At 52.6% G+C, this 12085-nt stretch carries 14 protein-coding genes and 1 pseudogene; 9 read left to right on the top strand and 6 right to left on the bottom strand.

The genetic code is table 11. The features are described from left to right. The first annotated feature begins 117 nt into the window (after positions 1–117). From KWG61_RS03800 to KWG61_RS03765, 9 genes are all read left to right on the top strand, one after another. Positions 118–891 (top strand): MATE family efflux transporter, encoded by a 774-nt coding sequence (locus tag KWG61_RS03800; RefSeq protein ID WP_242744988.1) that lies wholly within the window; start codon positions 118–120, stop codon positions 889–891. A gap of 20 nt (positions 892–911) precedes the next feature. Beyond that, positions 912–1478, top strand: a complete 567-nt coding sequence (locus KWG61_RS03795; RefSeq protein WP_242744987.1) for an MATE family efflux transporter — start codon at positions 912–914, stop codon at positions 1476–1478. Positions 1479–1792: 314 nt separating this feature from the next. After that, the gene (locus tag KWG61_RS03790; RefSeq protein ID WP_242744986.1) at positions 1793–2491 is read left to right on the top strand and encodes a hypothetical protein; all 699 of its coding nucleotides are present in this window, start codon (positions 1793–1795) and stop codon (positions 2489–2491) included. Positions 2492–2501: 10 nt separating this feature from the next. Next, on the top strand, positions 2502–3182 hold the full coding sequence (locus KWG61_RS17045) for a tetratricopeptide repeat protein (RefSeq protein WP_367614324.1): 681 nt from the start codon (positions 2502–2504) through the stop codon (positions 3180–3182). Positions 3183–3323: 141 nt separating this feature from the next. Then, entirely contained in the window at positions 3324–4205 is an 882-nt protein-coding gene (locus KWG61_RS03785) for a hypothetical protein (protein ID WP_242744985.1), read from the top strand. 103 nt (positions 4206–4308) lie between these two features. Further along, entirely contained in the window at positions 4309–4464 is a 156-nt protein-coding gene (locus tag KWG61_RS03780; RefSeq protein WP_242744984.1) for a hypothetical protein, read from the top strand. Continuing rightward, complete coding sequence (locus KWG61_RS03775; RefSeq protein WP_242744983.1) at positions 4449–4739, top strand: hypothetical protein; 291 nt, start codon at positions 4449–4451, stop codon at positions 4737–4739. The genes KWG61_RS03780 and KWG61_RS03775 overlap by 16 nt, the downstream gene beginning before the upstream one ends. Before the next feature lie 53 nt (positions 4740–4792). Continuing rightward, positions 4793–5569: a hypothetical protein gene (locus KWG61_RS03770; RefSeq protein WP_242744982.1), complete on the top strand. Its 777-nt coding sequence runs from the start codon at positions 4793–4795 to the stop codon at positions 5567–5569. Next, positions 5566–5931, top strand: coding sequence for a hypothetical protein (locus KWG61_RS03765; RefSeq protein ID WP_242744981.1), 366 nt, complete (start codon positions 5566–5568; stop codon positions 5929–5931). Before KWG61_RS03770 ends, KWG61_RS03765 begins: the two co-directional genes overlap by 4 nt. Before the next feature lie 135 nt (positions 5932–6066). Here KWG61_RS03765 and KWG61_RS03760 read toward each other — a convergent pair whose 3' ends face one another. The 6 genes and pseudogenes from KWG61_RS03760 to KWG61_RS03735 all read right to left on the bottom strand — a co-directional run bounded on the left by KWG61_RS03760 (position 6067) and on the right by KWG61_RS03735 (position 11832). Next, positions 6067–7071, bottom strand: coding sequence for a LacI family DNA-binding transcriptional regulator (locus tag KWG61_RS03760; RefSeq protein ID WP_230266581.1), 1005 nt, complete (start codon positions 7069–7071; stop codon positions 6067–6069). Between the two features lie 214 nt (positions 7072–7285). Next, positions 7286–8214: pseudogene (locus tag KWG61_RS03755) on the bottom strand (carbohydrate kinase). Between the two features lie 165 nt (positions 8215–8379). Next, the gene (locus KWG61_RS03750; protein ID WP_256460831.1) at positions 8380–8982 is read right to left on the bottom strand and encodes a GH32 C-terminal domain-containing protein; all 603 of its coding nucleotides are present in this window, start codon (positions 8980–8982) and stop codon (positions 8380–8382) included. Further along, entirely contained in the window at positions 8916–9818 is a 903-nt protein-coding gene (locus KWG61_RS03745; protein ID WP_256460777.1) for a glycoside hydrolase family 32 protein, read from the bottom strand. The genes KWG61_RS03750 and KWG61_RS03745 overlap by 67 nt, the downstream gene beginning before the upstream one ends. Then, positions 9815–10264 carry a PTS glucose transporter subunit IIA gene (locus tag KWG61_RS03740; protein ID WP_242745538.1) on the bottom strand — a complete coding sequence of 150 codons (450 nt, stop codon included), beginning with the start codon at positions 10262–10264 and terminating at the stop codon, positions 9815–9817. The genes KWG61_RS03745 and KWG61_RS03740 overlap by 4 nt, the downstream gene beginning before the upstream one ends. Then, positions 10174–11832 carry a sucrose-specific PTS transporter subunit IIBC gene (locus KWG61_RS03735; protein ID WP_242744980.1) on the bottom strand — a complete coding sequence of 553 codons (1659 nt, stop codon included), beginning with the start codon at positions 11830–11832 and terminating at the stop codon, positions 10174–10176. The genes KWG61_RS03740 and KWG61_RS03735 overlap by 91 nt, the downstream gene beginning before the upstream one ends. Between the last annotated feature and the right edge of the window lie 253 nt (positions 11833–12085).

Below are 12085 nucleotides of genomic sequence, written 5' to 3'. Positions count from 1 at the left end.
AAGGAAAAAGCAGAACCCGAGGAGAAAATGGAAAGGATAGTAAATTTCTCGAACAGACTTGGCAGAACGTTTTCTTTGGTCAGGCATTCCGGAACAATTCGATGGATAATAGCGGATATGACAGACTCCTCTCAATTATTATCCGCACTGCGCGCGGACAAACCGCTCAACGCCTCCATGCAGCGAAAACTCATTTTATCGCTTTCCTGGCCTGCCATTCTGGCGCAGGTTTCCGTCACCATCATGCAGATGATCGACGCCTCGATGGTCGGCCATCTCGGGGTACAGGCCGGCGCGTCCATCGGTCTGGTCTCTTCGAGCACCTGGCTGATCAACGGCATCTGTTCCGGCTCCGTCTACGGCTTTTCGGTGCAGACCGCGCAGGCGATCGGCGCAAGAAACAATGAAGAAGCCCGCAACTGCAGCCGGCAGGGTCTGCTCGTCATTTTAGGCGTGGCGTTTCTGATCGGCAGCATCGGCTTTGGCCTTTCAGGAATGGTTCCCGTCTGGCTGGGCGGCGAAGACGCCATTCTGGCGGATGCGAGCGCCTATCTCGGCATTTTCTGTCTGTGTCTGCCGTTTTCTCTGTTAAACACCTGGGCGATCGCGACCTTGCAGGCGGCCGGCGATACCCGGCTGCCGGGCATGACGCAAATTGTCATGTGCATGCTCGACGTCCTGTTCAACTACCTGTTCATCTTCGCGATGAATCTGGGCGTAGCCGGATCCGCTTTAGGAACCGGCGCCGCCATGGCGTGCGCGTCCCTGTTTCTCACGTGGCGCGTCCTGTTTAAAAACGAATTTCTCAAAGGAAATGCCGGATTCACTTTACCCGTCATTCCCTTTCCAAAGCCGTACGCATCGGCGTTCCAATCAGTCTGGAACAGCTGATTTCCGGCTCTTCCTATGTCATGTTTACCCGCATCGTCTCTTCTCTCGGTTCGGTTTCCATTGCGGCCAACAGCTTTGCGATCACCGCGGAAAGTCTCTGTTACATGCCCGGCTACGGCTGCGGATCCGCCGCAACCGCCATCATCGGGCAGTGTACCGGCGCCAACCGGCACGATCTGGCCCGGGAAATCAGCTGGCGCATCGTACGCATCGGCATGGGCATGATGGCTCTTTCGGGCGTCGTCATGTTCGTCTTTGCCCCGTGGCTGATGAACATTCTCACCCCGGATCCAGCCGTCATTGAACTCGGAACTTCCATGCTTCGGCTCGAAGCGTTTGCGGAACCGCTTTATGGCGCTTCCATCGTCTGCTCCGGCATTTTGCGCGGAAAAGGCGATACGATCTGGCCTGCCTGCCTCAACTTCCTCTCCATCTGGTGCATCCGTATTCCGCTGGCCGCCTGGCTTTCCTGCTCCTTTGGACTGGCCGGTGCCTGGGTTGCGATGGGCGTGGAACTCGACGCGCGCGGTCTGCTTTTCCTGTGGCGCCTTCATCATTCGTTCGCCCCGTCGAAAAAGAAAGCCTGATCCATATTCCAATACTCCCGTTTCTTTAATGGGAATTCATCTTTTCTTCCTTAGAAAGATGTTTAAAGTCCGCCCGATGGTCAAAGACCGTCCGGCGGACTTTTATACGTTCGAATGTCCGATTTGGCCGTTTTGGGAAATACACACCCCGCAAAGAAAGCCGCTGGATACGATAGGTATAAATCGCTGGATACGATAGGTATAAATAAAGAAGAAAAGTAAAAAGTATTCTGCATCCGATTCTGCCTGCGCATGCACGCAGAAGAAATGCACGGACGAAATCCCACGGACGAAAGACATGGAAAGGAGACGGCATGAAATTCAAATATTATCCAGAAAATACCGTTCAGGAAAGCGGACTCAGCAAAGTTCTGTTTATCCCCTCAGGGGATCGTTCGACAGATTCACAGATTATTCAAACCATCCGCGACCAGGTCAACTGCCTGATTCTTGCGCCGGATCCAGAAAATGCCCTCTGGAGTGAAGAGGATCTGCGCCTGCTGCAGGAATTCACGCTGGCCGTCATTGCGGTTTCTTCCCGACTGCTTCGCTCTGAACAGGAAAATACGCTTAAACTGATCTGGGCGCTGCGCGAAAGTAAAGTTCTTCTTCTTCCCATCCTTCTGGACAGTATCGATCTGTCTGCCTATTCCCAGCTGTTCGGAGATCTTCAGTATCTGGATTTTCAGCCGGATTTTCTGAAACGACAGAATTTTGAAAGCCGTATGCGGTCATATCTTCAGTCCGTGATTCTGGAACCCCCGCTGATCGAGAAAATAAGAAGCTCGTTTCATTCGTATATTTTTGTCAGCTACCGTAAGAAAGACTGGGCTTATGCGCAGGATTTTCTGGATTTCGTTCAGTCTCTGGAATGCACATGGGATGTCGGGGTCTGGTACGACGACTTTCTGATGCCGGGAGAAGATTTCAGCCAGCAGATTTTCGATCAGATGAAACGAAGCGAGCTGATCACGCTGCTCGTAACGCCAAAACTCGAAGAAAAAATTATATAAGCGAATATGAATATCCGGCTGCCGTCCAGTACCGCAAAAAAATCATTCCTGTCCAGATGGAACCAGCGAATACAGATGTCCTGAAGCTGCTGTATGCCGGCTTTCCGCCGGTTTTTCCCTCCAGTCGGATGATCTTCGTGAATCTTTACAGTCCCTTTTCGAAAATCCGAAAACACAGAGCCAAGAACCGCAGAATCCCCAGAAGCTTTTCTATCTGGGCCTTGCCTATCTGAGAGGCGTCGACACGAAACGCAATCCCGCTCGCGCCATTCCGCTTCTGAATCAGGCGGCCGAAAAGGGAGTAGACCAGGCGCTTCTCGTTCTTTCCGATATTTACCTGTACGGAGACGGCGTTCCGGTCGATCCGCGCAAAGGCGTTGAGTTTTTAAAACGTTATTTTGCAAAGACGATCCAATCCTTCAAAGACCAGCCCTCCACGGAAACGATTGAGCGTCTGCTTGACATCACAATCCGCTATCTGAACACGCTGACCCGTCTGGGCTGGTTTGAAGAACTCAACACGACGTGTGCCAGCGTGCTGCATCCGATTCTTCTTCTCCTGGAAGATATTCCGTACGATCTCAGCCCATACGACAGTACTCCGTTCAAAATCCTTTTTATGCGTCCATGGCAAACTGCTGCCTTCATGCCGGCCAGAAGGAAGGCGCGATGCTTGTCCTGGACGATCTGATTCAGATGGCCAGTCCCCTGAAGGGGATCAACGAGGCGCTTTTATCGACCGTTCTTTTCAGCTTTTTTATCTTGCCAATCTTCAGATCAACGACAGCCGTCCAGAGGATGCAAAAAGACGATTGCGCAGTTCTGGAGCTGGATGAAAAAGGTTCCCAGGGAACTGACCGATCTTGCCTGCGGCTGGAAATACCAGATTCTGGAGCTGGAAGTCCGGCTGGCCCAGGAACAGCAGGACTTCAGAAAAGAAAGCGAGCTTTGCAAGCAGATGGAGAAACTGGCGGACAAAAGCGGCTTTCTTTCTCAGACGCAGGCGCGTTCCATCGAAAATCAGAGGCTGTTAAATCAGGCAGACCAGGAATATGCGGCCGGTCAGTACCGTCTTTGCATCGAAACGTATTCGCGCTTTCTCGAAGCGGATGCAGTTACTCTGGAGCAGGATATTCTGCAGGCCGCTGTTCGCAGAACCATGGCCGAGGCGTACCGTAAACTGAACCGGACGGATGAAGCCATAAAATGCGTGGATGCAGCTATGCATTCTCTTCTTGTCCGGCTCAAGGAATCCCAGGAAGCCAGAAAGGAGATGATCGCCTGCCTGTTCTGCCGTGCAGAGATCAGCGAACAAAATAACGACTGGCTTTCGGCCGATCACTGCTATCAGAGGGCTTTAAATCATCTTCAGAAACTAACCGGGCCGAAGTATTCCGTAAAAACGGACAGATCAAAGAAGAGAGGAAGCCGCTTCGAATCCCGAAAAATGCGGTGGATATGTACAATGCCGCTCAGTTTTATGAAGAGCGGGGAAAGCTGTACACCGCGCTCTCCTGGATCGATCTGGCTCTGGATCATATTGGCGCCAGTCGAGCGCAGTCTCTTCCTGCTTCGCTTCTGGAAAGCGGTATTCCAGTTCAATTTGAGGAAGTGCTGTGGGATGCCGCCCGACGGATTCTTAAAAGCTCGAAGACTGCGACGCCGCCTGCCGAAGTCTGGAAACAGGGGTCAGTCTGACCCGCATTCATTCTGAACAGGAAATTGCAAACTATCCGGGACACCATCCGACGGCGCTTCTGGCCCATCTGGCGCTGTGCTATCTGGAAGCCGGTGCGCCCCAAAAAGCGGATCAGGCGATGGAGGAAGCCTGCCAAAGCGCCGTGAAGTACCTCTCCCATACGGATTTATTCCCCGCGCAGCTCGAAGACTGGCTGGACATGACGAATCTGCTGCGAGATGCCGTATGGGATTCCAAAATGAAGCGCTTCGACGGTCTGTGTTTCAGCTCCTGATCGATCTGCATGCGCAGGCCATCCAGATCCACCCGGATGAAACCACGTACAGAAACTATGCAGAAAGCTGGATGGATCTTGCGCGAATCGATTATTTCAGCCGTCCGGAAGACAGTCTTATTGCCTGGAAAGAAGCTCTGAACATCTGGATGCGCTTTGATCCGGAAACTCTCCATCCCCTGAAGGAAGACAAACTGTCTTTGATTCATCATGAAATAGCAAGCCTTTATCTGCAGCAGGAAAATCATTCGCAGGCCTGTGCCCACGCCTTATAGTCCATCAAACACGGTAAAACCGCGTCTTCTCTTGGTCTGCCGCTAAACAGCCAGTGCAGCTGGCCCGATTCCTTTCTCTGGCCGCCCGTGCCTGTTCTGCTTTGGAGGAGTATGAAAAAGCCCGTCAGTTCTGCGAAGACGGACTGAAATGGATGGAGAGTCTGACGTGCGGACCGTTTGATCTTAAGGACAAAGATGCCGCCGAGTTCTGGAACACCTGGCGTGTACTGGAAAAAGAATTTGCGTCCATTTGTCTGCATTTCCAAAATCCGCAGGCATTTCTCACCTCGTTTCAAAAACTCAGCACCCAGTTTTCCCGTCTGGCTGCCCCTGAGGAGGAGTATTCCGCACTCGAGCTGATGGATACGCTGGTCATCGCTCTGAAGGATTTTTCACTCACCTCGTATGAACTCGAATCGCAAAGCTGCGAAATTCTGATCTGCCTTGCTCTGTGCTGCACACCAAACGGCAAAGAGATGCGTACCGCGGCGCGTCTCTTTGAAATCTGGATGGCAGATGCAGAAGCCATCCACAATTCTCTGCCGGACAAAACATGGAAAATTCCGCTTGCCTGTCTGAAAGTCCATTTTTACGAAAGTGTCTATGCCAGAAAATCCGACAATACGATTTTTCATTATTATCTGCTGGCTCTGTTTCGCTGCGGAACAGCATATCAGGCTTGTCATCAGGACGAAGCAGCCTTCAAGGTATTCAAAACAATCGATCCGCTCTGCACGCAGTTTACGAAAAGCGGGGGCATTCTGAAAAAGACGAGTGGGACTACTGGTATGCGGCCTTCGCCCAGCTCGGTCATATCGCCAGGTACTTGAACGATCGAACCCGTGCCCTCCTGTATTACCGGCGTTCTATGCTTCTGGCCGCCCATAAGCTCAACCTCTTTCCCTGCAGCATCAACATTCTCCAAATGGTGAAAGCCAGCGAATTTACGTTAGGCATGTATTACAGCAATCGCCAGTATAAAGAGGCGAAAGCTCTGTTTGATCAAATTGAGCCGTTTTTGATGGAAACGCCCGTTCCAGAGGATGACCCAGAAGATAAGCCAGAGATTGTGCGCAAGCTTAAGCTTCTTCTTTGCGTTGGTATCGTGCTCACGAAAGCCGTAACCGAGGACAAAACGGATATTCTTCGCTATGAAAATCGCCTCAATGATCTGAAAAGCATGACGGACTAAAGCGTAAAGCCGGCTTTGTGAAATAACCGCATTCCGCCATCCTCCTCCAGACCGTTGACATACGACAAAAGGACCGGCTGAACATGCATATTCACATTTCTGCCGGCCCTTTCTCATTTTTCTTTTCTTTGGATTTCAGTTCGTTTTCGTTCGATCGAGAACCGAATCGCCATAACTCCATTCGTAGCCGATCGTCTGCATGCGGCTGACCGGCTCATTGCGAATCATGGAAATCAGCGTCTTTGCGGCAAGCACTCCGGCTTCTTCGTTTTTAAACCGAATGGACGTGAGCGCCGGCGTAAGAAGCTGACCGGCTTCATAGCCGCCAAACCCGATCAGGGAAACATCTTCCGGAACGTGAAGTCCCCGTTCACTGAGCGATTTGTACGCGGCCAGACAGATTTTATCGGTCGCGCAGATCATCATCGTCGGAACGTGTTCATCGAGAATGCGATCGCAGGCTTCTTTGGCTTCTTCATAGGAAAAGGACGTTTCCACAAAAGCAAAGCTTTTCATCTCGTCCCCTTCCTGCTTCAGGCCATCCTGTACGCCCTGTTTACGGGTAACGCCAACGGCCTGATCGTTTGGGGAGACGCCAACGTAGACGACATCGTCATGGCCCATCTTTCGGGCGTATCGGCCGGCATCCCGACCTGCGCGGTAATCGTCGTAAACGACCGAAACGCCGCTTTCAAATTCCTGGCCCATGACCAGAAACGGAACATTGCTCGATTTCTGCAGGCTTTCCAGCTTTTCATCGATGGTCGTGGCAATGAGAATGACGCCATCCAGTTTCAGCGAGCGCATGTATTCGATAGCGGAAATTTCACGTTCGCGATGATGATGGGCGGTCATGATAATGCAGCTGTAGCCTTCTGCACGCAGCGTTTCATCAATGACCGTCAGCTGACGCCCCGTGACGGTACTCGTCATCGTCGGCGCGATAATACCGATCGTATGCGACTCCTTAGAGCGCAGATTCTGGGCAGCCACGCTCGGCTCGAATCCGGTCCTGCGAACGACCGCCGAAATTTTTGAACGGGCGTCCTCGCTGACATAGCCGTGGTTGAAATAGCGCGAAACGGTACTTTTCCCGACCCCCGCCGCTTTGGCAATATCTGCCATCGTCAGTTTTTCCATATTCCTGCCTCCCGGAGCTGCTGCCTTTTCAGGTGCTTCCTGTCTTGCTTCTCTATTCGTTTCGCCGCATAAGGCGGCGATCGATTCAGGCTGTTTCTGCCTTACCTTTGCGTTTCATTTTCCTCACGCAGGCCAGTCAATGCAACTCTTCGTGCATCCATACCGCTCTGTACCGATCGATGCCAATCTATACCCGCCCATCCGAGGGAACCGCTCAGAACGCTGCTTTGCGTCCGCTGGCTTCCAGAAAGGCGTTGACTTCCGCTGCCGCAGGCATCGCGGGAATGGCGCCGGGCTTCTGAACGGTCAGGGCTGCGCAGGCGTTGGCGTTTTCCAGCATCTGTCCAAGCGTTTTCGAATCGAGCTGACCCGGTTCGATTGGACTTCTGGCAATCTGCTCCAGGAAAGATCCCCAGAACGAGTCGCCGGCTCCGTTGGTATCGGCCAGCTGACTTTTAAATCCGCCGGCGCGTACGACGAAATCTTTTGTCGCCGCCAGGGCGCCGTCCTTGCCCAGGGTGATGACCGCAATCGTTACGCCCTGCTCGACGAGCGCTCTGGCGGCTTCTTCCGGGTCGGCCTTTCCGGTAAGCAGCTCCGTTTCCTCATCGGAAATCTTCATCAGATCCGCCGAAGAAATCAGGCTGCGCATTTTTTCAATCGCTGTTTCTTCATCGGGCCACAGACTGGCGCGATAGTTTGGATCGTAGCTGATCAGGGCGCCGCATTTTTCGCAAAGTCGATTGCCTGAAGCGTTGTGCTGCAGGCAGGTTCGGCGGTCAGAGAAAGCGAGCCAACATGAAAGATTTTCGCCTGCTGCAGCTCGTTCAGATCGAGCTCTTCAAAACAGATTTGCGTATCCGCACCCGGTTTGCGGGCAAAGGAAAATTCCCGCTCGCCGTTTTCGTCTACGGATACGAAAGCGAGGGTGGTGAAATGCTCCTGATCTTCGATCAGGTTTCGTGTGGAAATGCCCTCCTGATCCAGAACCGTTTTGAGCAGACGGCCGTGCATGTCCAGACCGACTTTTCCCATGAAAGCGACCTGTCCGCCAAGACGGCTGACCTGCACGCAGACATTGCCTGGAGCTCCTCCGGGGTACTGGGCAAAGACGTTCATATTCTGGCTGTTTACACCCTGCATGGTGAAATCAATCAGAATTTCGCCCAGGGCTGTCACATCGATTGTTTTTACGGATTGAGTCATACCGGTTTCCTCTGTTTGGTTTCTCTTTCTCTTTCTTGTTCTTTTTCTTGTTCTTGTTTACTTCAGGACAGACCATCCTGCACACGCTCGCCGTCTGCAGCCTCAGGCTCTGGCGATTTCAAACGAGGCAAGGGGAGTAATTATGGCCTTCATGCGCACGTCCGCTTTCAGACTGCGATCTTCGGGCGCATCGTAAAGTCTTGTAGTAAAAGCAACCTGGCCATGATTGATGAAAATCTCCACGGATGACGTATCGGAGAAGATCGTGATTTGGCGCACGTCCGGACAGTACGCATGGCGTGTCGTGCGGCCAAGACCGCTTTGATGGAGTTCAAGTCTGACAACACCATTATGCCCCGAGAGCGTCAGATCGTGACGCAGCGAAATGGACCAGTCTTTCTGATCGTTTTCCAATTCGATCAGACAGACGCGATCATCCAGTCTGGCCGCCTTTCCCGGTTCGAGTTCAAGGCTTCTGGACGATTCGTTTTGCGCGAGCTGGAACATTTCTTCAATGGGGTACTGGTAAATCTGACCGTCTTTCCAGGTCAGTTCTCTAGGCAGCGTCAGCGCGTGCTGCCAGTTCGATTTTGCTTCCCGGTTGGTATACTCCACATCCGGAATACCCATCCAGCCAATCAGAATGCGCCGGCCGTTTTCATCGACAAACGTCTGCGGGGCGTAAAAATCAAAGCCATGATCCAGAGCCCGGAATTCGCCGGCGATCCAGCTTCCCTTTTGTCTGGGTTTTTCTCAAGCTGGAAATATCCAGAAGGGTACAGGTTTTCGTATTCGTATCCCTTTTGGGGCGCTCCCTGCAGACAGGTGAGCAGCAGCGCAGCTTTGTCGAGTTCCAGAAAATCCGGACATTCCCACATATAGCCGTAGTCTTCTTTCCCCTCGATCGTTCCGGAAAGCGTCCAGTTTTTCAGGTCTTTACTCGTATAGAGCAAAGCCATGCCCTGATCCTGACGGGTGCGGGCACCAAGAATCATCCGGTAGCCGTCCTGGTCTTTCCTGACTTTCGGATCGCGCACATGACAGCTCATGTTTTTGGGATAGTCTTCGTTTTTGAGCAGCACCTGCTTGTTTTCCAGAAGCGTTCCGTCTGTGGATTCCGTCATGCACGTCCAGTGCTGACGGCCTTCATAAATGTAGTCATGCTCGCCGGGCAGCTTTCGGTTGCCAGTATAAAAGCAGCGAATTTTTCCATCGTCGCAAACCAGCGCGCTTCCAGAGTAGGCACCGCCTTCATCGAGCAGGCTGTCCGGAAAAAGCGGCACCGGCTGTTCTGTGTAGTGAATCCAGTCTTTCGTGGTGCAGTGGCCCCAGCCTTTTGCGGTGTTTCCAGCCGCGCTTTCGGGGGCGAACTGATAGTAAATATGGTTGATGCCGTCTTTTTCGCAGAGCCCGTTGGGGTCGTTGAGCCATCCGACGGGAGGCATGATATGAAAGCAAAGGCGATCCGGGCTATTGGCGGCCTCGGATCGCTTTGTCTCTGTCATCGCCTGCGAAAAACGGTTCTGTACAGAGTAGTTCACGGATTTTTATTCTCCTTTTTCGTTTCCATCACGGCGTCGCCAGCCTGAACCTGACCGTACGGTCTGGCTTCAAAGGCGACTTTGTTTGTGAAGATGACCGGAGTCTGAATGGAAAGCCCGGCGGCGCGGATCGCATCGAGATCGGCTTCGATCATGAGATCGCCGGCTTTCAGTTTCTGACCGTTTTCCACGTGAGCGGTAAACGGCTTTCCATCCAGCGAAACGGTGTCCATGCCGATGTGAATCAGAATTTCTGCACCGTCATCGGTTTTCAGACCGATGGCATGCTTAGTCGGAAACAGCATGACGACTTCGCAGTCAGCCGGCGCGTAAAAGCGTCCGTTTTCCGGTTCAATCAGAATGCCGTCACCCATGGCTCTGGATGCGAAGACCGCATCGCTGCAGTCGCTGACCGGAGCGGTTTTGCCGGAAACCGGCGCGCACAGGATGTGCTTGGCTGCCTGGGTTTTGATCTGTGCAGGTGCTGCTTCTTTTGCGGGAGCAGCGGTTTCGATTGTTCTGGTTTCGTTTTCTTTTTCATTCTGACTTTCGATCGTTTTGGAAGCCGCTTTTTCTTTTTGAAGGAAAAGCCGCCTTTGTTTTCTCCGGTTTCGCCTTCTGGATGTTTTTTCATGAAGTAAACCGTAAGCAGGAAAGATACAGCCATGGAAATGGCGATGCCGATAAAGAAGTTCAGCCAGCTTTCCGGACGGATCGAAATGAATCCCGGAATACCCGCGGTACCTAAGGCAATGGCCAGCGTATGCGTACCGGCAATCCAGGCAGAGCCGACTGCGGAGCCGATGATGGCCGCGATGAACGGATAGCGAAGTTTCAGGGTGACACCGAACATGGCCGGTTCAGTAATGCCAAGCAGTGCGGAAATACCAGAAGCGGTGCAGAGGGATTTCATCTTTTCGTTTTTCGTCATGACCAGAACCGCAAGAACGGCTGCGCCCTGCGCAACGTTGCTCATCGAAGCGGTCGGGAAGATGAAGGAGCCGCCTGTAGTTTCCGCGGCTGCGATCAGCTGGGTTTCAATTGCGATAAAGGAATGATGCATGCCGGTCATGGTGATCGGCGCGTAAAGCAGACCGAAGATGGCGCCGCCGATAAAGCCGAGGGTGGAATAGAGCCAGCTCAGTCCGTAAGCGAGCCAGTCACCGGCTGTACGCATAACGGGTCCGACAATCGTGAATGTCAGCAGAGCGGTAATGAGAAGCGAAAGCATCGGTGTGGAAAGGTTGTCGAGCCAGCTTGGGGTGTGCTTATGCAGGAACTTTTCGATCGTGGCCAGAATCCAGGAAACGGCCAGTACGGGAAGAACGGTACCCTGATAGCCGATCGACTGCACTTCCAGGCCCAGGATGTTCCAGAACGGAAGCGTGTCTACCGAAGCGATGCTATAGGCATTGAGCAGGTCCGGATGAACCATGACCATGCCGATCGCTGCCCCCAGATACGGGTTGCCGCCAAACTTTTTCACAGCGGAGAAGCCAAGCAGAACAGGAAGGAACGTGAACGGTGCGCTTGCGCACATGTTAATGAACGAGGCGAGGCCCGCGAACTGCGGCGCCATGTCGATGAGCGACTTGCCCGGGGCGAACAGGCCGACGGCGGTCAGTACGTTGTTGATTCCCATCAGAAGACCGCCGGCGACGATCGCCGGAATGATCGGAACGAAGATATCGGAGAGACCTTTGACTGCACGGGTCAGCCAGCTGCCCTCCTTGCTCTTCGGTTCTTCGCTGACCGCCCCTCCGTTCAGACCGGTCTGTTTGAGAACTTCCGCGGTAACCAGGTTTACGGTTCCGCTTCCGAGAATGACCTGCTGCTGGTCGTTGGCAAGGAAAATGCCTTTGACCTGGTCGACGTCTTCGAGCTTTTTCTCGTCGACTTTACTGTAGTCCTTCAGGCGCAGACGCAGGCGCGTCGCGCAGTGCATTGCTGAGATGATGTTGTCTTTGCCGCCGACATTTTCAATAATGTCCGCTGCGATCTTTGCGTAATCCATTTTTCCCTTTCTCCATTTTCTCTTTTGGCCGGCCTGTCTGCCGGCTTGTTTATACTTGAAGTTTATTGTGGTATCGATTCCATGTAAACGGTTTTACAAAAATATGGAACCGATTTCACACGAATATAAAAAAATAGAGTATTTCCATATTTTTGGCTGTTTTTCGCCTTTTATTGATGCTTTCACCAGAAATCACCGATATGGTTTCGATACCATATATTGATCGAAAAAACGGGATGTCTGGGACAAAGAA

This window comes from Allobaculum sp. Allo2 (assembly GCF_022701175.1).
In the GTDB taxonomy this organism is placed as follows: domain Bacteria; phylum Bacillota_I; class Bacilli_A; order Erysipelotrichales; family Erysipelotrichaceae; genus Allobaculum; species Allobaculum fili.
The sequence above is the reverse complement of the archived record's forward strand: the minus strand, read 5'-3'. Positions and strand labels throughout refer to the sequence as shown.